Here is a 25928-nt window from a genome sequence, read left to right as displayed (position 1 = left end):
AATGACCATGAGCCAGGCTTCGCTGCCGATCTTCGATTTCTCGCCGTTCGTTGGCCACAGCGAGCGCTACGTCGCGCTCATCAAGCAGTTCGCGGCGGCGCAGCCGTTTCGCAGCGCGACGGTCGACGAGTTGCTGCTCGACGACGATTTCCATCGCCGCCCGTTGCGTCCCGAGGACTTCGAGTTCCTCAAGTTCATGAAGCCGGTGCGCGAGCACAACGTGAGCCGTCTTCCGGCGCTCGCGTCCGGGCGCACGCTGATGTCGATCTACGAGCTCGATCTCGCGCGTCCGCCGCTGAGCGCGGAGCCTGCCGACTGGCAACGCTTCACCGATTTCTATAGCGAAGACACACGCGAACTGGGCGCGCAGATTGCGCCGTTTCTCGAAGCGTACGCATTCGAGTACCTGACGAAAGACGTCGACACGAGCGAAGATGTCGGCGCTGCGAGCGCGCGCATCACGCGCATTGTCGACGACGAGCTTGCGTTCTGGAGCGACACCTTCGAGCGGCTCATGCGCAACGACTACCTCGAAGAAGGGCTGCGCTTCATCATGGTTCAGCGCTGGGCGCTCGCGGTCTCGAAGCGCCGCGCGCTCGCGCGCGCCGGCGCAAGCGGTTTCTTCGACATGCTCCCGCCTGATGAGCGGCCCAGCCTTCATCGCGAAACGCCCGACGATGCGCTGTTCGAACGCGTCGCGTCGGCGAGCGGCGTAACGCGCCGGCAGCACGCGTACTGGCAGTTCTATCTGCCGACCAGCACCGCAAAATGCAACCTGTTGTACGCACTCGCGCGTCGGCCGGATCGCGCGTTTGGCCTGATCGGCGCGGCATTCGCGGCCGAAGCCGAATGGCTCGCCTTCGGTCTCGCGCTCGAACGCGCCTGCGCGCACTTGCAGCCGGCTGGCCGAAATCATACGGATGCCGAAGCATTGAAAAGCGCGCTCGAACAGCGCTGCGCGCGAGCATTGCGGCGCGTGGCCGATAATTTCGGTGCGGCGGCGCGTGCGCAGTATGTGCAAGGCATCGTCGCGGGCGAGCGGCTTGCCGCGCGTGGTCGCTGGGATCTCGGCGAGCAGTTGCGCTGGCTTGCATCGATTCGCGAGTACGTTGCGTTCGCGCATCGCATCAGCGCGCGCATCGACGCCGAGTGCCCGGGCATCGACCGCGAGACGTTCGTCGAACCGCACGAAATGTGTTCGACGACGCACGTGCACAACGATCATCGCCTCGTCACGATCGAGGAGGGCGACATGCTCTTCTGGGGCAACGTCGGCATGCAGCACGCAATGCACAAAGGCGACATGGTGCTGATTCCCGATGGACGTCTGCATGGCTCGACGGTGGTGTCGAACGAGTGCACGTATCACCAGCCGATCATTCCCGATGCGTGGATCGAGGCCCTCGTCGCCGAACTCGACGAACCGGCGACGGCCACGACGTAAGCGAATACAAACAAGAAGAAAACCGCAGCACCATGCAGGCGCCCACGGCGAAGATCGACAACAGAGGTGCCTCTTCCCCACGACAGTATCGACGTCCCGGCCACGCGGTCCGGGATGCCTCGCGCGCTCGGCGCGCACAACAGTGGGTCAGGAAGAGAGAGCGAACGATGCAAGCAGGCAACAGTGCTGTCGGAGAGGCCGATCGATTCGAGGTCAGCGACTGGAAGAGCCGGATCATTGCCGGCAAGGCGACGGGCGCGGCGGTGTCCGCGCCCGCGTGGCTGGACGCTTCATACGCGACGCTGCGCGAGCAGGTGCTCGATCCGGCGTATCCGTGCTTTTTCGGCACGATGGCGGAGCGTCGCGGCGAGATGTTCTATTCGTTCGTGAACGGCCGCGATCTGCGCGATCTGCCCGCGACGATGCAAACTTTCGCGGAGCTCGCGGTGCGGCCGGAGTACAGGAGAAATAACATCGCGGTATTCTTCGAGCCGGACCCGGAGCCGCTTTCGCACGATGCATATCGAACGCTTTTCTGGGGCATTCTGCAGCGGTTGCACGACATCGACCCAGACCCGGCGGCAGACCAGCAGCCGGACCCGATGGATGAAGCGTGGGAGTTTTCATATGCGGGTGTGCAGATGTTCGTGGTGTGCGCGTGTCCGTCGTTTCGCGCGCGCCATAGCCGTAATTTAGGTCCTGGAATGGTGCTGCTGTTCCAGCCGCGTTCGGTATTTGTCGATACCATCACGAACAAGGTGATTGGCCGTGAGGCACGCAATCAGGTGCGCAAGCGTCTGGAAACATGGGACGACATTCCCGCGCATCCCGATCTCGGCTTTTACGGCGATCCGGGCAACCTTGAATGGAAGCAGTACTTTCTGGACGACGCAAACGCGCCCATCGAGGAACGCTGTCCGTTCTTGAAGCGCCGCGCGCAGGCCGCGGCACATTCGGCGCAGGCGCGCCGTCATGTGCCCGCGCACGGCGCGCGTAACGAACACGACAAAGCCTTCGCGCATTGGGACGATGCGCGGGGCGCCGATAACTGACGCGGCCCCTTGCATTGACGCCGCGACGAAAGGAGCTTCATGTCCGTACTTTTGCAACTGGTCAGCAAATCGCGCTGGATGATCGCCGTCGCGCTGATAGCGAGTGTGCTGGGCGGCCTCGGCAATGCCGCGCTGCTCGCCCTCATCAACCAGGCGCTGGTCGCGACGCCCGATGGCCTCGCGCGGCTCGGCTTGCAGTTTCTCGCGGTGGGCCTTGGCGTGCTCGCGATGCGCGCGCTCGCGCAGTCGCTCTTCATGTGGCTCGGTCAGCAGGCGAAGGCGACGCTGCGCATGCGCACGATTCGTCGCATCGGCGACGCCGCGTTTGCGCATCTGGAAAAGCAGGGCGCGGCGAAATCGCTCGCGGTGCTCACGCAGGACCTCGATACCATCGTCGTGTTTTTCGTGAGCCTGCCTTCGCTCGCGATGCAAAGCGCGGTGATCGTCGGCTGCCTCGCGTATCTCGGCTATATGTCGTGGCCGATTCTCATCGTCGCGATCGTGACGATCGTGCTCGGCATGACGGGTTTTCGCTACGCGCATAGCCGCGCGATGTTTCATCTGCGCGCGTCGCGCAAGCGCGAGGACGATCTGGTCAAGCACTTCCGCGCGCTCTTTGACGGCGCGAAGGAACTGAAGCTGCATCGCGCCCGCAAGCACGCGTTCGTCGAAGACACGCTTGCGAGCAACGTCGAAGCGGTGCGCGTGCAGCGCACGCGCGGCTACATGTTGTACGCGGCGGCGTCGAGCTGGGGCAACTTCATTCTGTTCGCGTTCATCGGCCTGACGCTCTTCGTGTTCGCGCGCTACATCCGCGTCGATCCGCATGTGATGTCGGGCTACGCGATCGTGTTCGTCTACATGATCATGCCGATCGAAGCCGTCCTCGCCGCGATGCCGAGCCTGAGTTCGGCGCGCGTCGCGCTAGAGCGCATCGAACAGGTCAATGCCGAACTACCGAGCGAGGTGATGCTCGAGCCGTCTGTCGCGGCATCGTTCGAAAGCATTGCGCTCGACGGCGCCACGCATCGCTACTTCCGCGAAAAAGAAAACGAGGTGTTCACGCTGGGACCGATCGATCTCACGTTCCGGCCCGGCGAACTCGTGTATCTGATCGGCGGCAACGGCAGCGGCAAGACGACGCTCGCGAAAATGCTGGTCGGACTTTATGTGCCGGAAAGCGGCCGCGTGCTGCTGAACGGCGAGCCCGTCGACGAAGCGCGGCGCGACGCCTACCGTCAACATTTCTCGGTCGTATTCAGCGACTTCTTTCTGTTCGACACGCTGCTCGGCATGCACGCCGACGGACTCGATGCGCTCGCGCAACAACTGCTCGCCGATCTGCAACTGGATCACAAGGTCAGCGTGAAGGACGGCAAGTTCTCCACGCTCGATCTGTCGCAAGGGCAGCGCAAGCGGCTCGCGCTTGTCGTCGCGTATCTGGAAGACCGGCCGTTCTATGTATTCGACGAATGGGCCGCGGACCAGGACCCGCTTTTCAAGGACGTCTTCTACAAGCGTCTGCTGCCGGAGCTGAAGGCCAAGGGCAAGACCGTGCTCGTCATCACGCACGACGACCGCTACTTCCATCTCGCCGAGCGCTTTATCAAGCTCGATTTCGGCCAGATCGTCGAAGACGGATCGGGCGCCGCGCATGCCGCGAGCCTCGCGTCCGCTTATCACTGATCAGGATTCACCGCTCATGAATGCCAATCCGTCCGTTATTTCCGCGTCCGCGCAGCTCGCGCATGGCGAGCCGATGTACGAACTCGACGGCGTGTCGTTTCGCATCGGCGAACGCATGCTGTTGCATCCGCTTGCGCTCACGCTGCCGAAGGGACGCGTGTGCGGTCTGATCGGCCACAACGGCTCGGGCAAATCGACGCTGCTCAAGCTGCTCGCGCGTCAACAGTCGCCGAGTGCGGGCACGCTGCGTTTCGCGGGCCGTCCGTTGCGCGAGTGGGAGAACCGCGAGTTCGCGCGCCAGGTCGCGTATTTGCCGCAGCAGCAGCCCGCGGCGAGCGGCATGACGGTGCGCGAACTCGTCGCGCTCGGCCGCTATCCGTGGCACGGCGCGCTTGGCCGCTTTACCGGCGTCGACGGCGAGAAGGTTCACGAGGCGATGGAGTTGACGGACATCACGCGTTTCGCGGACCGTGCAGTGGACAGTCTGTCGGGCGGCGAACGGCAACGCGCGTGGATCGCGATGCTGGTCGCGCAGGACAGCCAGTGCCTGCTGCTCGACGAGCCGATCTCGGCGCTCGACATCGCGCATCAACTGGAAGTGCTCGACCTCGTGCGTACGCTGAGTCAGCAGCGCGGTCTCGGCGTGGTCGTCGTATTGCACGACGTCAACATGGCCGCGCGTTTCTGCGACGACCTGATTGCATTGAAGGGCGGTCGACTGCTTGCGAGCGGCAGCGCGCACGAGCTGATCGAAGAAGAGATGCTCGGCGCGATTTACGGCGTGCCGATGGGCACGGTTGCGCATCCTCGCGGCGGCACGCCAATCAGTTTCGCGTATTGATCGATTGACCGGTCATGTGCCGGGCCGCGTTTGCATCGCTGTGATGCACCGTAACCGGCACCGCATGACCCGCATCACATAACGGCGTTCCCAAGAGACGCCTTGCTCCCCGCAATGACTACGAAATTGACGCCCGCCGTCGCAACGCATGCGACGGCGGCGATCGCTGTGCGCCGCGCGATGCGGTCCAGCGCGACGACGGCCGCGCGGCGCGCGGCAAATCTCGGGAGGCGAGGATGTCTGTTATCAATACGCCGCGCCACGATGGCGCGGACAAGCACGCGGCGAATTGCGCTGCTCACGAACACGCGGTAAGCAATACGGCGGCATTCGATGACGCGCCGTTCCAGACCGCGGCGGCGCCCGCGAACGACCTTGTCTCGGTGATGAAGCTGCACGTTGCCGAGCGCCCCGATCAACTGGCAGTGCGCTTTCTCGTCGACGGCGACACCGACGCGCACGAGCTCACCTACGCAGCGCTCGACGTGCGCGCCCGGCGTCTTGCCGCGGTCCTTCGCCAACACGGTGCGCCGAACGACCGCGTGCTGCTGATGCTGCCGAGCGGGCTCGATTACGTCGTGTCGTTCTTCGCCTGCCAGTATGCGGGAATGATCGCGGTTCCCGCGTATCCGCCGGAAGCGCAGCAAAGCGGGCACATCGAACGGCTGCGGCGCATGTCGGGCGACTGCATGGCGCGTCTCGCGGTGGTCGAGCGCGCATCGCAGGCGTCGCTTGCAGCGTTGAATCACGAGATTGGCTTGAACAGCGCGACGCTCGTGTCGCCGGACGAAAGCAGCGACGACGGCTTCTGCATCGAGCGCGCCGAACCCGACGGAATTGCGTTCCTGCAATACACGTCCGGTTCGACCGCGTCGCCGAAAGGCGTCATCGTTAGTCATGCCAACTTATGTGCGAACGTGAGTGCAATGTCGCGCGGCATGGGTTGCCGCGCCGGCGACCGCATGTTCTCGTGGCTGCCGCTTTATCACGACATGGGACTGATCGGCAGTGTGTTGATGCCGGTGCTGTGCGGCTTCCAGGTTACGCTGATTTCGCCGCTGCATTTTCTGGAGCGGCCGGCGCGCTGGCTCGCCGGTATCGCACGAGAACGCGCGACCGTCACGGGCGGTCCCGACTTCGCGTATCGACTCTGCACGGACCGCGTGCGCGATGCGCAGCTTGCAGGACTCGACCTGTCGTCGCTGCGTGTGGCGTTCTGCGGCTCGGAGCCGATTCGCCAGACGACGCTCGACGGTTTCGCCGCGCGCTTCAGCGCGCACGGTCTCGATCCACGCGCGATGTACGCCTGCTATGGACTCGCTGAAGCAACGCTGTTTCTGACTGGCGTCGAGGTAGGCACGGGTTCACCTGAGACGCGCTTTTCGGCATCGGCGCTCGCGCAGCCGTCGCCGATTGCGCGGGCCGTCGCTGCGAACAACGAGAGGGATGACGACAGCAAGGCCGTCGTCGGTTGCGGCGTGACGGCGTTCGGTCACGAGCTTGCAATCGTCGACGCGCGCACAGGCGAGCGCTTGCCGGAGCGGCATGTCGGCGAGATATGGTGCGGCGGCCCGAGCATCACGCACGGTTACTGGCAAAACCCGGAGGCCACGGCCGCCGTGTTTCTCGAAGACGCGCCCGGTTTCCGCGGACGCTGGCTGCGCACCGGCGACCTGGGTTTCGTCGACGGCGGTCAGTTGTTTTTTTGCGGACGGCGCAAGGACATGATCGTGCTGCGCGGCGAGAACGTGTATCCGCAGGATCTCGAAACAATGCTCGCGGATCGCGTCGAGTGGCTGCGCCGTGGGCGCATCACCGCGTTTCCGGTTGAAGCAGCGGATGGCGCCGAAGCGATCGGCGTCGCGGCGGAAGTGCCGCGTGGGAGAGCGCGGCAGGTGTCGCCGGAGACGATTTTCGATGCGATCGCGGCCGCGCTCGGTGACGCATTTCATTACGAAGCCGCGTTGATTCTGCTGCTCGAACCCGGCGATTTGCCGCGTACTTCGAGCGGGAAACTGCAGCGCAGCGCGTGCGTTGCCGCATGGCAAAGCGGTGCGTTGGTGCCGTTTGCGGTACGTGATTCGAGATTTGCGCCGACGCAAGGTGCCGCGATGGGTGCACTCGCTTCAAACACGAAGGACGGTGCATTAACGCCGACCGCGCAAGTCATCGCTCGCGTGTGGAGCGAGGTGCTCGACGTGCCGACACCTTGCGCATCGGATGATTTCTTCGCGCTCGGCGGGCGGTCGCTGCTGGCCGCGAAGGTTGCGTCGCGGTTGCGCGCGCAGTTCGGGCGCGAAGTGCCGGTTGGCCTCTTGTTTAGCCATCCGAAGCTTTGTGTTCTGGCGGATGCGCTAGATAAGCGCTGGGTGGTCCCGTCGCACGACGCGTCAACCGTTGCCGCTCTCACGCGCCGCGCTGAAGGCGAGCGCGGCGAGGCGCCGCTCTCGTTGCCGCAGGAACGTCTATGGGTATTGTGGCAACTCGACCCGGATAGTCCCGCGTACAACATTTCGGCCGCACTCGCGATGAACGGTCCGCTCTACGGCGACGCCGTCCAAAGCGCGCTCGATGCGCTGGTGCATCGTCATGAGATGTTGCGCACGCGTTTTGACGATAGCGGCGACGCGCCGCGTCAACTGATTGCGCCGGTAGAAGACCTGGCGGCTGTTCGCAACGCGTGGCATTGGGAAACCGTCGACGCACGCAACCTAACCGACGACGCCTTCAACGCGCAATTGCGCCGCCTTGCCCGCGAGCCGTTCGATCTGACGCGCGGTCCGTTGTTTCGCGCGACGCTGTTCATCCGCGACGATGAGCGACATGTACTGCATTTCGTCATGCATCACATCGTCGGGGACGGTTGGTCGATCAATGTGCTGCTGCGCGATTTCGCTGCTTGTTATCGCGCGGCGCAGCAGGGCGCGGAGCAGGCACTAAACGCGCTGCCTGCGTTAGCGATCCAATACGCCGATTACGCCGCGTGGCAGCGCGAGCGTTTCGCGATCCACGGCGGCGCGCAACTCGACGCGCAACTCGACTACTGGCGCGGCCGTCTCGCGGGTTATGACACTTTGCTCGATCTGCCGACCCTGCACGAACGCGGCCGTCCTTATGAGCCTCGCGCCGCGCGCGTCGGCGCACACATTCCGGCTGCGCTTGCGAGCCGTCTCGAGTCGCTTGCGCGCGCGGAAAACGCCACGTTGTTCATGGTGCTGCTCGCCGCGTTTGCCGCGCTGCTCTCGCGCTACAGCGGCGCGCAGGACGTGGCGATCGCGGTGCCCGTCGCCGGCCGCGACCGGCTGGAAACGGAGCCGCTGATCGGCTTCTTCGTCAACACGCTCGCGATGCGCGCGTCGGTGAAGGGCGCGAAGCCGTTCGCCACATTGCTGCGCGAAGTGCGCGACGACAGCATCGACGCGCAGGCGAATGCGGACGTGCCGTTCGAGCGCGTCGTGGCCGCGTTGCACTCGGGGCGCCGTGCGGGCGGCAGTCCGCTCGCGCAGATCAAGTTCGTGCTGCACGACGAGTTCGACACCGCGCTCGACCTCGACAGCGTGCATTGCGCGTTGATCGATGCGGACGCAAGCGACGCGCGCTTCGAACTCGCGCTCGACGTGCTGCGCGAGGGCGACCACGGACTGCGCTGCGTGTTCGCGTACGCGGCCGAGCTTTACGACGATGCGTTCGTCGCGCAGTTCGCGCGGCACTACGTCTCGCTGCTCGAACAGGCCGTGGACACGCCGCGTTGCGCGATCGGCGAATTGCGTCTTGATGACGAAGAAGCGGCCAACAGTGCGTCGCCGGTTGCGGGCGCGTACGCGCTCTGAGCGCGCTGCTTATCGCGTTTCGACGCGCATCGAATCATCTCGGCCCGCGCTTACGCGCGCGGGCGTCAGACATCTGAATACATCTGCATCCTTCACGGACACCATGCAAGCTATCCATTTCGATACCGATTTTTTGCCCGCCCGCGTCGCGCGGTTTGCCATCGAACGGGCCGACGCCGTTGCGCTTGTCGATAGCGACGGGCCGCTTTCGTGGCACGATTTGTGGGCGTGGTCGGGGCGGCTTGCCGCGGCGCTCTCCGATCACGGCGTGCGGCCGGGAGACCACGTGGTGCTCGCGTTACCGCGCTGCTCGGCGCTCGTCGCGGCGATACTGGCGGTGTGGCGATTGCGCGCGTGTTACGTGCCGCTCGATCCGGCGTCGCCGCAAGCGCGGCTGCGCTGGCAGGCTGAGGATTGCGGCGCGCGGGTGGTTGTGATGGGCGGGGCTTTGGGGGTAGTGGGCGACGCGAAGCCCGCAGCGAACGCTTCAACGAATCTCTTCACAACTGCCGCCACGAACTCAGGCGCTAACGCGGCACTAAAATCAGCCGCGCCCTCATGGCTACCCGACGGCATCGCGACGCTGAACCCACACACGCTACGCGACGCTACTAACAGCGCCGCACTCGCCGCTCATCTCGGCGATGCCGCCGCCAATCCGCAACGCACCGACGGCATCCTCGTCTGGCCCGCCTACGTGATCTACACATCGGGCTCCACTGGCCGCCCGAAGGGCGTCGTGCAAAGCCATGCCGCGCTCGCTGCATATCTGCGCGGCGTCTCCGAGCGGCTGCCCGGGGACATCGCGAGCGCCGCATATCTGTCGACGCCTGCCGCCGATCTCGGCCACACGTCGTTGTTCGGCGCGCTCTGGCACGGCTGGACGCTGCATCTGATCGACGCCGACATCGCCGCCGATCCCGATGCCTTCGCCACCTACATGCACACGCATTCCGTCGAGCTCCTAAAGATCGTACCGAGCCATCTCGACGCGCTGTTGCAGGCGCAGTTGCCCGAGCGCGTGCTGCCGCGCCGTTGCCTCGTGATGGGCGGCGAGCCGGCGCCGACGCGTCTTGCCGAGCGCATCGAGGCGCTGCGTCCCGAATGCCGGTTGATCAATCACTATGGGCCGACCGAGACCGCTGTCGGCGTGCTCACGCGCAGCGGCGCGCAAAGCCGCGCGGCGACGTTGCCGCTTGGGCAACCGCTCGCGCACGTCGACGCACGCATCGTCGATGCTGACGGCAACGCGGTGCCGAAGGGCGCGGCGGGCGAGCTGTGCATCGGCGGCGCGAGTGTCGCGTATGGTTATCTGAACAGGCCGTCGCTGACGGCTGAGCGCTTCGTGCCCGACCCCGACGGTCGGGGCACGCGGCTTTATCGAACGGGCGACCGCAGCCGCCGTCTGCCGGACGGCGAATTCGCGTTTCTCGGCCGTCTCGATGACCAGGTGAAGATCCGCGGCTTTCGCGTCGAGCCTGAAGAGATCGCCGCGCGTCTGCGTGCCGAGGATGGCGTGCGCGACGCCATCGTGATCGCGCACACGGATAGCGAGGGCGCGGCCAGCAGCGCGCCGCGCCTCGTCGCCTATCTGAGTTCCGCCGAGGCGCTCGACGTTGACGCGATCCGCGCGCGTCTCGCCGCGGAACTGCCCGAGTATATGGTGCCGTCGTCGCTGCAAGTGCTCGGCGCGTTGCCGCTCACCGCGAACGGCAAGATCGATCGCGCCGCGTTGCCCGCGCCGCGCGAACACGAGGCCGCGAATGCCGCGCGCGTCGAGCCGCGCAACGACACCGAGCGCACGCTTGCCGGGATCTGGAAACGTGTGCTGAAACGCGAGGACATCGACGTAACGGACAACTACTTCGAGATCGGCGGCGATTCGATTCTCAGCTTGCAGATCATCGCGAAGGCGCGCAGCGCAGGGCTCAAGCTGACGCCGAAGCAGATGTTCGACTATCCGACGATCGAGGCCGCGGCGCGGGTCGCGGTGGCGGTGGTGGGGAATGCGAGTGCGAATGCTGGGGCGGGCATGCAGGCGAGCGGTGGGGGAAGCGTTGGCGCATCGGGCGGTGCGTCTGCGTATGACTTCGTGGGTACTCGCGTCGGCACCAACGCCGGCAACAACGCCAGCAGCGCCACGAACGCAACCAACGCAACCAACGCAACCAACGCAACCAACGCAACCAACGCCACCCCAACCGCGGCAGCGCAAGCCACGAACGCCACCACACATCCATCGCCCACCGCGCAACTCGCGGCCGGCGACGACCTCTTGTTCGCACAAGCCGGCGCCTCCCGCGAGTCAGTAGAGGCCGTCTATCCGGCCACGCCAATGCAGCAGGGTCTGCTATTTCACGGGATGCTCGACGGCGAGCCCGGCATGTACGTATCGCAATTGCGTCTGACGATCGACGCGCTGAACCTCGACACGATGCGCGCGGCGTGGCAGGCGGTGATCGCGCGTCATCCGGTTTTGCGCACGCGTTTCGTGTGGCCTGCTGGCGGCGAGGCGTTGCAAGTCGTCGAGCGGCGCGTACGTATGCCGTTCGAAGTCCATGCGTGCATCGTTCCTGTTGCGCCTGGTTCGTCGGATACCACGTCGATAAATGCTCAGTACGACGACGCATATGAAACCGCGCGGACGGCGCTCGTCGCGCGCGGTTTCGAGCCGAGCGTTGCGCCGCTGATGCGCGTCGATGTATTCGAGCGTCCCGACGGCGCGCACGATCTGTTGTGGACTCACCATCATGCGCTGACCGACGGCTGGAGCACCGCACAGGTCGTCACCGAAGTGGCGCGCGCGTACGCCGCGCTCGACGCAGGCCGCGCGGCCGATGCGTCGCTTGGCGCGCCGTATGCGAATTACGTCGACTGGCTGCGCAACCAACCCGACACCGAGGCGTTCTGGCGTGCACGGCTCGCGACGCGCGATGACCCAGCGCGCCTTGCCGACGCGCTCGGCAGTGCGTTGCGGTCATCGTCGTCGAACGGTGTCGACGGTTCGGTGGCGCAAGCACTGATCCGCGAAGTCGACGGCGACTCACACGCGCGCCTGAAGCGCGCCGCGCAGCGTGCACAGGTCACGCTGAACACGCTCGTGCAGGCAGCGTGGGCGCTCGTGCTCGCGCGTTTTTCGGGGCGCACGCAAGTGGCATTCGGCATGACCGTGTCCGGTCGGCCCGTGGATCTGCCGAATGCGCAGTCGATCGTCGGTCTCTTCATCAACAGCTTGCCGCTGTGGGTCGATGTGAAATCCGATGCGCCGTTGCGCTCGTGGCTCACCGCGTTGCAGCGGCATAACGCGGAGTTGCGCGAAGTCGAGCACACGCCGCTCGCGAGCTTGCAGCAGTGGGCGGACTCGAGCGTCGATGCGTTGTTCGACAGCCTGATCGTGTTCGAAAACTATCCGCTCGACGACGCGCTCGATGCGATCGGCGGCGTGCCGCGCGTGCGCGCCGTCGACGCACACAACCGCAGCCATTTTCCGCTGATGCTCGTCGTCGCGCCGCGTCACGTCGGCGGCGGCGATGCACTGAGGCTCGAGTGGCATCGGCATGCGGCGCGTGTGCGGGCGGAAGACGTTGCACGCGTCGCCGGGTATTTCGAGCGGATGCTGGATGACCTCGCGAAGGCGCTTGGCGACAGCAATGGCACCGATGTGCGGCTGCGTGATTTGACGAGTGGTCTTGCTGCGGATTCGGTCGCGGTTGCTAAAGCCGCGTTTGCATACGAGCCGGTGACTGCGCGCATTGTTGCGCAGGCGCATGCGCGGCCTGACGCTGTTGCACTCGTCGATGGCGATGAAGAGGTGACCTATGCGCAACTCGATGCGTGGTCGGGTGCGATTGCGCAGGAGTTGATTCGTCTCGGCGCGGGAGCGGAAGTGCGCGTAGGTGTCGCGATGCAGCGCTCGACGGCGCTGGTTGCGTCGTTGCTCGGCGTGCTCCGCGCGGGCGCGGCGTATGTGCCGCTCGATCCGTCGTATCCGGCGGAGCGCCTTGCGCATATCGTCGATGACTCGCAGTTGCGTCTGATCGTCACCGATGCGCCGAGTCTCGCGCAGCATGCGGCGTTGTTCGGCACGCGGCCGACGCTCGATGCTGTGGCGTTGCGCGAGACGTTGCCGAATGATGAGCCGCTCGACGTCGCGATGTATCCGCGTCCGCAACAACTCGCCTACGTGATCTACACCTCGGGCTCAACGGGCACACCAAAAGGCGTAGGCATCACACACGAAAACATCGCACGCCTGTTCGACGCAACACAATCCCGCTTCGCATTCGATTCATCCGACGTCTGGACGCTGTTCCATTCGTACGCATTCGACTTCTCGGTATGGGAAATCTTCGGCGCGCTCGTGCATGGCGCACGGCTCGTAATCGTGCCGCACTGGAGCGCACGCGAACCCGCGGCCTTTCATACGTTGCTGCGCGAACAGCGCGTGACGGTGCTGAACCAGACGCCCTCGGCGTTCATGCAACTGACGCACGCCGACGATGACAACACGCTCCAGTCGCTGCGCGTGGTGATCTTCGGCGGCGAGCGTCTGGAGCCTGCGTCATTGGCGCGATGGGCAGACGGCGCGCGTCGCAAGGGCGTACTGCCGACGCTCGTGAACATGTACGGCATCACCGAGACGACGGTTCACGTCACGCATCGCGCACTCGATGACGCAGGGCTGCGCGATGCACGCAGCATGATCGGCGCGCCGCTCGACGATCTCACGCTGCATGTGCTCGATGCGGACATGAACCGCGTGCCGGTGGGCGCAGTCGGCGAACTGTATGTAGGCGGCGCGGGTCTCGCGCGCGGCTATGCTGGCCGTGCTGAGTTGACGGCGCAACGCTTCGTGCCCGATCCATACGGCGCACCGGGTGCGCGTCTGTATCGCTCCGGCGACCTCGCGCGACGGCTGCCCGATGGCGACCTCGAATACCTGGGCCGCAATGACGATCAGGTGAAAATCCGCGGCTTCCGGATCGAACTCGGAGAGATTCAGTCGGCACTGCTTGCGCATCCCGAAGTGCGCGAGGCTGCGGTGCTGGTGTCGGGAGGCGGTGCGAACGCAAACGCCAGTGACCAGCGCCTCGTCGCTTACGTGGTGCCACGCGGCGAACCGAACACGGGCAATGCCGCGCGCTGGCAGACATGGCTTGCCGCGCGTTTGCCGTCGCACATGGTGCCGTCATCGTATGTGGAGATGGAGCGGTTTCCGCTGACGCCCAACGGCAAGCTCGATCGACGCGCATTGCCCGCGCCTGAAACCGTGGCCAACGCGGAGGGCCGTGCGTTTTACGTCGCGCCGCGCGACGAAACCGAGGCGCGGCTTGCAGCGATCTGGCAACAGGTGCTCGGGGTTGAGCGTGTCGGCGCACTCGACGATTTCTTCCTGCTCGGCGGGCATTCGCTGCTGGCGGTGCGCGTCGTGTCGGCGGTGCGGACGGCCTTCGGCGATGCGCCAGGATTGCGCGCGTTGTTCGAGCATCCGCGGCTCGACGACTTTGCGACGCTGCTGCGCGGCGCGCAAATTTCCAGCGGTGATGCGCTGGCGCAGGCGTCGGAAGTAGTCGGCGCTTTTATTGCTACTGTGGACACCAGTTCGTCTGATGCGCGCGCAGTGCCAGCCACCACAGAACAACCATTCACCAACACACCCACTCAATCCACCCTAACCGCACCGATCCCTCTATCGCCATCGCAGCAAAGCCTGTGGTTTTTATGGAAGCTCGACCCGCAAAGCGCGGCATACCACGTGAACGGTGCGCTGCGTTTTGACGGCCGCCTCGATGTCGATGCACTACGTGCCGCGTTCCGTGCGCTGGTCGAACGACACCCCGCACTGCGAATGCGTTTCGCCGAAGTAGAGGGCGTTCCGTTTCAACATATCGATGCCGCGAGCCACAGCGAAATCCGCCTGCTCGAACTGCCGCCGACAGAAGAGAAGTCCGCGTCCGATGACACAGACAACCCCAACAACAAAGCACTGGCCGATTGTCTTTCAGCGCTCGCTCGCATGCCTTTCGACCTGACCGCCGAGCCGCCGGTGCGCGCAACGCTCGTGCGCATCGACGAAAATCATCACGCGCTGCATCTGGTGCTGCATCACATCGTCAGCGACGACTGGTCGATCGGCCTGTTGTTCGCCGACTTCTCGCGCCTGTATCGCGAGCATTGCGCGGCAGCGCTCACGGGTTCCGTCGAACTCGCCACTAACGATGCGAACGACGCAGCCGAATCAGCGGCTGCCTATCGCGACATCGTTGCCGCACGTGCCGCGCAACTCACACCCGAGCGCGAGTCCCAACAACTCGCATGGTGGCGCACCACGCTCGCCACCGACGACGATTCGCCCGCGACCCTCGCGCTGCCTTACGACCGCGTTCGCACCGGCACGCGCCACGCGCCTGGCGCGCGCCATCGCACACGTGTGCCGGCCGCCACCGCGAATGCGCTGCGTGCGCTCGCGAGCACGCATCGCGCGACGCTCTTCATGACGCTTCTCGCTGCGTTCGACGCGTTGCTCTATCGATACTCGGGCCAATCCGACATTCGCATCGGCGTGCCGCTCGCGGGCCGCGATTTGCCGGATACGGCGAACGTCGTGGGCTTTTTCGTCAACACCGTCGTGATTCGCACCGCGCCGCGCGGCGAGATGCGCGCGGCGCAACTCATCGACGATGTGCGCGAGCGGTTCTTCGACGCATATGCCAACCAGGACGTGCCGTTTGCGAGCGTCGTCAAGGCGGTGCAGTCCGAGCGCGATCTCACGCACACGCCGCTTTTTCAGGTGCTCGTGAATCAGCAGCAGCGCCACGATCTGACCACATCGTTTGGCGACGGCTTGCGCGTGTCGCTGCAGGAAGTCGACAACGGCGAGGCGCAGTTCGATCTGATGCTCAACATCGCTGAGAGTGCCCGCGACGCGATCGACCTGACGTTCACCTACGCGACCGATGTGTTCGACGTGTCGACTATCGAACGGCTCGCGCGCAATTTCACGGGATTGCTCGAGCAGTGGAGCGCGGCGCCGCAGGCACGGCTTGCGTCGTTCGAATTGCGTGAGTTGCGTGACGACGCGGCGCGTTGTATGCCCGCCGCGTTTGCATACGAGCCTGTGACCGCGCGCATTGCCGCGCAGACGCGTGCGCGGCCCGATGCTGTTGCTCTGATCGATGGCGATGAAGAGGTGACGTATGCGCAACTCGATGCGTGGTCGGGTGCGATTGCGCGTGAGTTGATTCGTCTCGGCGCAGGAACTGAAGTGCGTGTGGGTGTCGCAATGCAGCGCTCGGCGGCGCTGGTTGCATCGCTGCTCGGCGTGTTGCGCGCGGGTGCCGCTTATGTGCCGCTCGATCCGTCGTATCCGGCGGAGCGCCTTGCGCATATCGTTGATGACTCGCAGTTGCGTCTGATCGTCACCGATGCGCCGAGTCTCGCGCAGCATGCGGCGTTGTTCGGCACGCGGCCGACGCTTGATGCTCTAGCGTTGCGCGATACGTTGCCGAATGATGAGCCGCTCGACGTCGCGATGTATCCGCGTCCGCAACAGCTTGCCTACGTGATCTACACCTCGGGCTCGACGGGTGTGCCAAAGGGCGTGGGCATCACACACGAAAACATCGCACGCCTCTTCGACGCAACACAATCCCGCTTCGCATTCGATTCATCCGATGTCTGGACCCTGTTCCATTCGTACGCATTCGACTTCTCGGTATGGGAAATCTTCGGCGCGCTCGTGCATGGCGCGCGTCTCGTGATCGTGCCGCACTGGAGCGCACGCGAACCCGCGGCGTTTCATGCGCTGCTGCGCAAAGAGCGCGTGACGGTGCTGAACCAGACTCCGTCGGCCTTCATGCAACTGACGCACGCCGACGATGACAACACGCTCCAGTCGCTGCGCGTGGTGATCTTCGGCGGCGAGCGTCTCGAGCCTGCGTCATTGGCGCGATGGGCGGACGGCGCACGTCGCAAGGGCGTACTGCCGTCGCTCATGAACATGTACGGCATCACCGAGACAACGGTTCACGTCACGCATCGCACTCTCGATTACGCAGCGCTGCATGATGCACGCAGCGTGATCGGCGCGCCGCTCGACGATCTCACGCTGCATGTGCTCGATGCCGATATGAACCGCGTGCCAGTGGGCGCGGTGGGCGAACTGTATGTAGGCGGCGCGGGTCTCGCGCGCGGCTATGCTGGCCGTGCTGAGTTGACGGCGCAACGATTCGTGCCCGATCCATACGGCGCACCGGGTGCGCGTCTGTATCGCTCGGGCGACCTCGCGCGACGGCTGCCCGATGGCGACCTCGAATACCTGGGCCGCAATGACGATCAGGTGAAAATCCGCGGCTTCCGGATCGAACTCGGAGAGATTCAGTCGGCACTGCTTGCGCATCCCGAAGTGCGCGAGGCGGCGGTGCTGGTGTCGGGCGGCGGTGCGAACGGAGGCGATAACGACCAGCGCCTCGTCGCCTATGTCGTGCCGCGCGAAGAACCGCATACGCGCGACATCGCGCGCTGGCAGACATGGCTTGCCGCGCGTTTGCCGGCGCACATGGTGCCGTCATCGTATGTGGAGATGGAGCGCTTTCCGCTGACGCGCAACGGCAAGCTCGATCGACGTGCGTTGCCCGCGCCCGAGGACGTCGCCAACGCGGCGCAGGCCGTCGCCGCATCGACGCCCGCCGAGGCTGCTTTGCTGACCGTCTGGCGCGCGGTGCTGAGGCGCGACGACATTGGCGTGACCGACAATTTCTTCGTGATCGGCGGCGATTCGATTCTGAGTCTGCAGATCGTCTCGAAGGCACGCGATGCCGGTTTTCTGGTCACGCCGCGCATGGTGTTCGAAGCGCCGACCGTGCAGCAGCTCGCGCGCGCGGCGCGACCGTTGGCCGCTGAGTCGGGGTCGACATCGACGTCCACGTTCACGTCCACCACGGCTGCGGACGCCGTGCCTGGCGCGAACGGTTCGTCATCGTCCGATTTGTGGCGCGCGCTCGGCCTCACGCCCGAGCATATCGAGGACGTGTATCCGGCGACGCCGCTGCAAGCCGGCTTGCTCTATCACACGCTCGCCGACGCGGGGCAGGGCGCGTATCTGAATCAGATGCGCGCGACGCTGTCCGGCGCGCTCGACGTCGCCGCGATGCAGGCCGCGTGGCAGGCCGCGCTTGAACGTCACGCGATTTTGCGCACGGCTTTCGCGTGGCAGCACGGCGGTGCGGTGATGCAGATCGTCCATCGCAAGATCGCACTGCCGTTCGAGACGCACGACTGGTCAGCCGCCGCGGACTACGACGCGCGTCTCGCCGAGTGGCGCGCGCGCGACCTCGCCGATGGCATTGCGCCCGACGCCGCGCCGCTGATGCGCATCGCGCTCTTCGTTCGCGACGCGCACACCGCCGACGTCGTGTGGACGCACCATCATCTGTTGCTCGACGGCTGGAGCGTGTCGCTGCTGTTCGCCGAAGTTCTGCGCGATTATCGGATGCGCGCGAGCGGTGCTGCTGCGGCATTCGAAACGGCGCCGCCATATCGTCAGTACGTCGAATGGATTCGCGAGGCCGCCGACGATCCCGCGACCGAGACATGGTGGCGCGCGTGGGCCGCGCGCGCCGACGATCCCGCGACGCTCACCGCGAGTCTCGGCGAACCGCGCGCGGCCGAGCCCGGCGCGCATGCGCGGCGCCGCGCGCTCGACGAAACGCTCGTCGCGCGCTTGCAGGCGACGGCGCGTCGTCACGAGATCACGCTCAATACGCTGATGCAGGGCGCGTGGGCCGTGCTGCTCGCGCGCTATGGACATCGGCGCGGTGTCGCTTACGGCACGACGTTCGCGGGACGGCCGGCGCATCTGCCGGGCGTCGAACGGATGCTCGGGCTGTTCATCAATACGCTGCCGGTGTGCGTCGATGTGGACGCGAGCGCTGAACTCGGCGCATGGTTGCGCAAACTGCAAGGCGAACTGACCGAGCTGCGCCAGCACGAACACACGCCGCTCGCGCGCGTGCAGCAGTGGAGCGGGCGCAGCGGCGATGCGCTGTTCGACAGCATCGTCGTGTTCGAAAACTATCCCGTCGATGCCGCTCGAAACGGCGACGCGGGCCTGAAGGTCGCGTCCGTCGATTCAATTGACCCGACGCATTACCCGCTCGCGCTCGCGATCATTCCGCGCGGGCAGACGCTTTCGCTCGAATGGGCGTGGGACGGCGAGCGCATCGACCGCGAGACCGTGGAGCGGATCGAAGCGCAGTATCAAGCGGTGCTTGCGCAGATGGTTGATGATGTGGAGCGGCGGGTTGGGTCGTTGACGTTGCCTTTGCAGCGTGAAGGGAAGCCGCTGATGTCTTATGCGTTCGAGTCGCTTGGGATCGCGCTTGCGGCGCAGGCAAAGCGCACGCCGCAGGCGATTGCGCTGCGCTGTGAAGATGAGTCGCTCACGTATGCTGAACTTGATGCGTGGTCGGCGGCAATTGCTTCGCGGCTCATCGCGCGAGGTGTGGGTGCTGAGCGGCGCGTGGGATTGTGTGTTGCGCGAGGACCGGCGCTGATTGCGGCGTTGCTTGGGATCGTACGCTCCGGTGGTGCGTTCGTGCCGCTGGACCCGGATTACCCGGCCGCGCGCCTCGCGCAGATGATCGGCGATGCCGGGATCGTGCAGGTGGTGGCGGATGCGGCGAGTGCGGCGCGGGTGGCGGAGGTGCTTGCTGAATGTGAAGTACTGGACGTGGGTTCGCAGTCACTGATGGAGCCGGAGTCAGCGAACCACACCGACATCGCGTTGCACCCCGACCAGCTCGCCTACGTGCTCTACACCTCGGGCTCGACCGGCCGGCCAAAGGGTGTGGGAGTGAGCCACGGCGCGTTATGGACGCACCTGCGGGACTTCCTCACAACCTACGGCATCTCTAGCGACGACACAGTGCTCCACTCATCGACGATCAATTTCGACGTCGCGTTGCACGAAACGCTGCCCGCACTCCTGCGCGGCGCGACGGTCGAAATGCGCGGGATGCAGCCGTGGGATCTGCAAAGCCTGAGCGAACGGCTGGTGAAACGGCAAGTGACGTTCGCGCGGATTCCGACGGCGCTGTGGCAGCAGTGGCATCGTCATGCGCCGCCGCGCGCGCAGCTTGCGCTGCGCCAGGTGACGGTCGGCGGCGAGGCGCTGCCTGGCGACGCGCTCGCGCGCTGGCGCGACGGACCGCTCGCTGACATCCGGCTCGATAACCTGTACGGACCGACGGAGACGACAGTCGCCGCATTGTATCGCCACACTGTGGCCGACGATGTTCACGAGGTGACGGTGCCGATTGGCCATCCGTATCCGGGCCGCACGGCGCGCGTGTTCGACGCATTCGGTGATGAAGCGCCGGTCGGCGGGCTCGGAGAACTGTGCATCGGCGGACCGACAGTGGCGCGCGGTTATCTGGGCCGCGCGGGTCTCACCGCCGAGCGCTTTGTGCCCGACCCGCACGGCGCGCCGGGCGCACGCATGTATCGCAGCGGCGACCTGTGCCGCATGCGCGCGGACGGCACTGTCGAGTTTCTCGGACGGCTCGATCAGCAGGTGAAGCTGCGCGGGCAGCGCATCGAACCGGGCGAGATCGAGGCGGTGTTGCGTCAGTGCGAGGGTGTGCGCGAGGCGGCGGTGATTGTCGTCGGCGAAGGGCAGACGCAGCGGTTGGCGGCGTATGTGGCGGGCGAGGGTGGCGCGGTGGCGCCTGACGTGGCGACGACGGATGCAGCAAGTACCGCTGCAAAGACAGGCGCAGCAACGACTACCACGACGACATCACCCACCCTCGACGCCGCACGCCTTCTCCGCGAACTGGAGCACAAGCTCCCCGGCTACATGGTCCCTTCATCGGTGACGATACTCGCGCGTCTGCCGTGGATGCCTAACGGCAAGCTCGACCGCGCCGCACTGCCCGCACCGCGGACGGGCGCGCGCGAGTGCGTGCCGCCATCGAACGAGATCGAATCGGTGCTGCTGTCGACCTGGAGCGCCGTGCTCGGGCGCGACGATCTGGGCGTCACCGACAACTTCTTCGAAGCTGGCGGCGACTCGATCCAGAGCCTGCAGATCATCGCGCGGGCGCGCGAGGCGGGCTGGCGGCTGACACCGCGGCAGATCTTCGAGCATCCGACGGTGAGCGGTCTCGCGCAGCGTGCGCAACGGCTCGATTCGCACATCGCGCATGAGGCCGACGACGGCGCGCCGCTCGCGCTGACGCCGATCCAGCGGCTGTTCTTCGAGCGCTATCCGCAAGGGGAATCGCACTGGAACCAGGCGGTGCTGCTGAAGGTGAAGGGGCGGCTCGTGCCTGAGGCGCTCGAGCGCGCGGTCGCGGCACTGGAGGCACGCCACGACGCGCTGCGTCTGCGCTTCGTAAAAGAGGCCGGGGAGTGGAAGCAGATCGCGGTGACGGAAGCGACGAAGGATTCGCAAACCGCCATCGTCCGCCACGAAAAACTCTCGTCGCTCGCAGACCTCGCAGCCGCCTGCAACAACATCCAGTCGAGCCTCGACATCGAGCGCGGCCCAATCTGGCGCGTCGGCCACTTCGAAACTCAAGACGAAACCCGTCTGCTGATCGCGATCCATCACCTGTCAGTGGACGGCGTCTCCTGGCGCGTGCTTCTCGAAGAACTGCAAACCGCCTACGACCAAGCAGAACGCAACGAACCCATCCACCTGCCGGCCCCGTCGATGCCCTGGCGCGCATGGGTCCGTGAACTTCATCAGTATGCCGAATCAAACAGCGTCCAGTCCGAAGCAAACTGGTGGCGCGAAGCGCTAAGCGTCGTCGACGCTGCTCCCGATCTTCCACTTCGCGCACCCGCAGGCACGCGCGTCGCCGAAAGCGAAACGATCGACTGGACACTCGATGCACGCCGCACACGCGAACTGCTGCACAACGCATCGCGCGCGTATCGGACGCGGGCCGACGAACTGCTGCTCGCCGCGCTTGCGCAGGCGCTCGGCGCATGGAGCGGCGCGGCCGAGATCGCCGTCGAACTGGAAGGCCACGGCCGCGAAGACGTGATCGACGGCGCGGACCTGAGCCGCACCGTCGGCTGGTTCACGACGCGTTTCCCGGTCGCGCTGCCCGCGTCGCCCGCCGCGCCTGGCGACGCGCTCATCGCCGTCAAGGAACGCGTGCGCGCCGTGCCGAACAAGGGCTTGCATTGGGGATTGCTCGACGCGAGCCGCACGCGGCAGCGCCCCGCGATCAGCTTCAACTATCTGGGGCGCTTCGATCAGTCGTTCGATCCAGCGTCGCGTTTCGCCTTTAGCTCGGAGGATGCCGGCAGCAGCCACGGCGCCGGCGCACGCCTCGATTACGCGCTCGACCTGAACGGCATCGTCACTGGCGACACGCTGTTGCTGCGTTGGCGTTTCGACCCGGCGCGGATCGATCGCGAGAGCGTCGAGCGCATCGTCGATACTTTCGGCCGGCACGTCGATGCAATGATCGCGCATTGCGTCGCCGCGCCCCAAGGCGCGACGGCATCGGACTTCCCTCTGTCGGGCCTTGATCAGACGCAGCTACGCGCGCTGAACCTGGCGCTTGGCGGCATCGCCGACATCTATCCCGCGACGCCCTTGCAGCAGGGTCTGCTTTATCACAGCGAGTTGCAGCGTGGCGAAGGCGTCTACGTGAATCAGTTGCAATTGACGCTCGACGGCCGCCTCGATGCCCACGCGCTGCGCGCGGCCTGGCAGGCCGCTATCGCGCGGCACGACATGTTGCGCACGCGCTTCGAGTGGCGGCATGGTGAAGCCGCATTGCAGATCGTGCAGCGCGAAGCCGCGCTGCCGTTCGCAGTGCACGACTGGCGCGATGTGCAGGACTACGATGCGCGTCTTGCCGAGCGGCGCTCGGCGGATGTCGCCGCCGGCATCGACCCGTCGCACGCGCCGCTGATGCGCGTGAACGTATTCCGGCGTCCCGATGGCCGCTTCGATCTCGTGCGCACGCACCATCATGTCCTGACGGACGGCTGGAGCGGCGCACGGCTTCTCGCCGAAGTCTTCGACGACTACGAGCGCGCGTTGGGCGTCACGCACGCCGCTGCGCACGCCGCTGCACACGCCCCCGCGCATACACCGCCGTCGTATCGTCGTTACGTCGAATGGCTCGCCGCGCAGCCCGATCCGCGCGACTGGTGGAGCGAGCGCCTGAAAGCCGCCGACGATGCCGGCACGTTGACCGCGAGCCTCGCCGCGCCGCTCGACACGGCTTCGAGCGAACCCGCGAGCGCTGCGCGCAAGATCGCGCTGAAACTCGACGCGCCGCTCGATGCGCGCGTGCGCCGCGCGGCGCAGCGGCATCGCGTGACGCTCAATACGCTGATGCAGGGAGCGTGGGCCGTGCTGCTCGCGCGGCTGAGCGGCAAGCAGTCGGTCGCGTTCGGCGTGACGGTGGCGGGGCGCCCCGCATCGTTGCCTCACGCCGAGGATATGTTCGGACTGTTTATCAATAGTCTGCCGGTGTTCTCGACGGTGCGCGGCGACGCCACGATAGCCGCGTGGCTCGACGCGTTGCAGTCGTACAACCTGCAAATGCGCGAGGTCGAGCATACGCCGCTCGCGTCGTTGCAGCAGTGGGCCGGGCGCAGCGGCGACGCGCTGTTCGACAGTCTGATCGTGTTCGAGAACTATCCGGTTGCGACGCGCGCGGCGTCGGCGCAAGCGGGCGCGCTGCGCGTCGATGCAGTCGATTCGTTCGAGCGCACGCACTATCCGCTGACGCTGACGATTCTGCCGGCCACGCGCATCGAACTGCAATGGCAGTGGGACAGCCGGCGCGTTGCGCGCACGCAGGTTGAGCAGTTGCAGCGGCAATACCTCGCGCTCATCGATCAACTCGCCGATGAAGGTGAGCGCGCGCCGCGCTTCGTCGGCGAACTCGCGGCGCGGCGCGGTGCGCCGCAAGCCGAGCCGTTGCTATTGCCACCGCCCGCGCTGCGCGCCTGCCACGAGCGCTTTGCGGTCGAAGCCGCGCGCGTGCCGCAGCGCGTCGCGGTGCGCCAGAACGGCAAGGCCTTCGACTACGCGACGCTCGCCCGCTGGTCCGTCGCAATCGATGCACGCTTGCGCGTGAGCGGCGTCGCGCGAGAGGAGCGCGTGGCCGTCTGCATGCGCCGCTCGCCCGCGCTGATCGCGAGCATGCTCGGCGTGTGGCGAAGCGGCGCGGCTTATGTGCCGCTCGATCCGTCGTTCCCGGCCGAACGCCTCGCGGGCATGCTGGAAGATGCGGGCGTTGCGCGCGTCATCGCGGATGAGGAGGGCCGCGCGCGACTCGGTGGCGCGCTCGATAACCGCATTGTGCTCGACGCGGGAAGCGGTGAAGATGCCTTGGTCCACGACGCAGCAAGCGCACTGCCGCCCATATCGCCGTCCACGGATTCACAGCTTGCCTACGTGATTTACACGTCGGGCTCGACGGGCCGGCCGAAAGGCGTTGCGGTTTCGCACGGCGCGCTGGCACGGCTGCTTGCAAGCATCGGCATCGCGCCGGGACTTCATAAGGATGACGTACTATTGTCGGTGACGACGCCGTCGTTCGATATTTCGCTGCTCGAATTCTGCTTGCCGTTGACGCGAGGCGCGTGTGTCGAAATGGCCGACGCGCAAACGGTGGCGGACGGCATGGCGCTTGCGCGGCTTATCGACGAAAGCGGCGCGACGTTCATGCAGGCGACGCCGAGCGGCTGGCGTCTGCTCATCGAATCCGGTTGGCAGGGGGCGTCGCGCGGGCGGCTTACCGGCATCGCGGGCGGCGAGCCGTTGCCGGCCGATCTCGCGGCGCAGCTTGCGCAACGCGGCGTCGAGTTGTGGAACCTGTACGGTCCCACGGAGACGACGATCTGGTCGAGTTGCGCTCGCGTGTCTGGGAGTGGACCTATCACGATCGGTCGCGCGTTGCATGCGAACGCGCTGCGCATCGTCGACGCGAGCGGGCAGTTGACGCTGCAAGGCGGCGTCGGCGAGCTGTGCATCGGCGGCGAAAATCTTGCGCGCGGTTATCTGGGCCGCGCGGGTCTCACCGCCGAGCGCTTCGTGCCCGATCCATACGGCGCGCCGGGCGCGCGCATGTACCGCACTGGCGACCTGTGCCGCGAGCGGACCGACGGCGAATTTGAATGTCTCGGCCGGATCGATCAGCAGGTGAAGCTGCGCGGCTATCGGATCGAACTCGGCGAGATCGAGGCGGCGCTGCGCGAGTGCGACGGCGTGCTCGACGCGGCCGTCGCGCTCGTGCCGGGTGCGGGCGATGCCGAGGCGCGGCTCGTCGCGTATGTCGTCGGTGCAGTTGTTAATGAGCTCGATCGTGAAGCGCGCGCGGTGCCGGCCGGCTGGCGGCAGATGCTTGCCGCGCGGCTGCCCGGCTACATGATTCCGGCGGCGCTCTATGCGATCGACGCGTTGCCGCGCACCGCGAACGGCAAGCTGGATCGCAACGCGCTGGCGCGCTTCGAGACGACGCCTGCAACCGAGTCGTCGTGGGTCGAGCCGTCGGGCGAAATGGAAATGCTTATCGCGCGGCTTTTTGGCGATGTGCTTGGGCTCGAGCGGGTCGGTGCGGACGATGATTTCTTCGCGCTCGGTGGACACTCGCTCGCGGCTGTGCGCGTCGTTGCGCGGCTGTCGGAGCAACTCGGCCGCAAGGTTGCGCTCGCCGCGCTGTTCGAGCAGTCGACGCCGGCGCTCTTGGCCGCGTTGCTTGACGATTGCGTCGATGCAGAGGCTTCTGGCAGGGCTTCGCCGAACGATGAACTGCAGGCGCTCGATGGGTTGTTCGATGGACTCGATTGAAATCCGCGAGGGAATGGCGGTTGCGCAATGGCGCTGTTCGCCAGGTCGGCGCGCGCACGGTTGCATGGTCCGCGTCGAATGCATCGCTTGTTCAGCGTTCGACGCGAATCGCGCGTGGGCGAAGCCGTGCCGTCGATATGTCAGCGTCACGCCATCACCTCGCGCAAGCAAGCGCATGCACGACGAGACTGCGCTGCTCGAACTCAACGACTCAAGCCGATCATTGCTCAAAGACAAACATCACCCG

General features: G+C 65.9%; 6 protein-coding genes. All 6 read left to right on the top strand.

The window, feature by feature from the left end:
• The first annotated feature begins 7 nt into the window (after positions 1–7).
• The 6 genes from BGRAMDRAFT_RS22670 (at position 8) to BGRAMDRAFT_RS22645 (ending at position 25681) form a co-directional block, all read left to right on the top strand.
• Complete coding sequence (locus tag BGRAMDRAFT_RS22670) at positions 8–1444, top strand: cupin domain-containing protein (RefSeq protein WP_006051176.1); 1437 nt, start codon at positions 8–10, stop codon at positions 1442–1444.
• A gap of 167 nt (positions 1445–1611) precedes the next feature.
• Positions 1612–2496, top strand: coding sequence for a YqcI/YcgG family protein (locus BGRAMDRAFT_RS22665; protein WP_006051175.1), 885 nt, complete (start codon positions 1612–1614; stop codon positions 2494–2496).
• A gap of 39 nt (positions 2497–2535) precedes the next feature.
• Positions 2536–4182, top strand: a complete 1647-nt coding sequence (locus BGRAMDRAFT_RS22660; RefSeq protein WP_006051174.1) for a cyclic peptide export ABC transporter — start codon at positions 2536–2538, stop codon at positions 4180–4182.
• A gap of 16 nt (positions 4183–4198) precedes the next feature.
• Positions 4199–5023, top strand: a complete 825-nt coding sequence (locus BGRAMDRAFT_RS22655) for an ATP-binding cassette domain-containing protein (RefSeq protein WP_006051173.1) — start codon at positions 4199–4201, stop codon at positions 5021–5023.
• Positions 5024–5259: 236 nt separating this feature from the next.
• Positions 5260–8853, top strand: coding sequence for a condensation domain-containing protein (locus tag BGRAMDRAFT_RS22650; RefSeq protein ID WP_006051172.1), 3594 nt, complete (start codon positions 5260–5262; stop codon positions 8851–8853).
• A gap of 103 nt (positions 8854–8956) precedes the next feature.
• Positions 8957–25681, top strand: a complete 16725-nt coding sequence (locus BGRAMDRAFT_RS22645) for a non-ribosomal peptide synthetase (protein WP_006051170.1) — start codon at positions 8957–8959, stop codon at positions 25679–25681.
• Positions 25682–25928: the final 247 nt, after the last annotated feature.

Source organism: Paraburkholderia graminis C4D1M, assembly GCF_000172415.1.
Classification (GTDB): Bacteria; Pseudomonadota; Gammaproteobacteria; order Burkholderiales; family Burkholderiaceae; genus Paraburkholderia; species Paraburkholderia graminis.
This window is presented reverse-complemented; position numbering and strand designations above follow the sequence as displayed.

What these genes read in the sequence shown, in the direction of transcription:
- BGRAMDRAFT_RS22670 (WP_006051176.1), top strand. Translation starts at nt 8, where the DNA reads ATGAGCCAGGCTTCGCTGCCGATCTTCGATTTCTCGCCGTTCGTTGGC.
- BGRAMDRAFT_RS22665 (WP_006051175.1), top strand. Translation starts at nt 1,612, where the DNA reads ATGCAAGCAGGCAACAGTGCTGTCGGAGAGGCCGATCGATTCGAGGTC.
- BGRAMDRAFT_RS22660 (WP_006051174.1), top strand. Translation starts at nt 2,536, where the DNA reads ATGTCCGTACTTTTGCAACTGGTCAGCAAATCGCGCTGGATGATCGCC.
- BGRAMDRAFT_RS22655 (WP_006051173.1), top strand. Translation starts at nt 4,199, where the DNA reads ATGAATGCCAATCCGTCCGTTATTTCCGCGTCCGCGCAGCTCGCGCAT.
- BGRAMDRAFT_RS22650 (WP_006051172.1), top strand. Translation starts at nt 5,260, where the DNA reads ATGTCTGTTATCAATACGCCGCGCCACGATGGCGCGGACAAGCACGCG.
- BGRAMDRAFT_RS22645 (WP_006051170.1), top strand. Translation starts at nt 8,957, where the DNA reads ATGCAAGCTATCCATTTCGATACCGATTTTTTGCCCGCCCGCGTCGCG.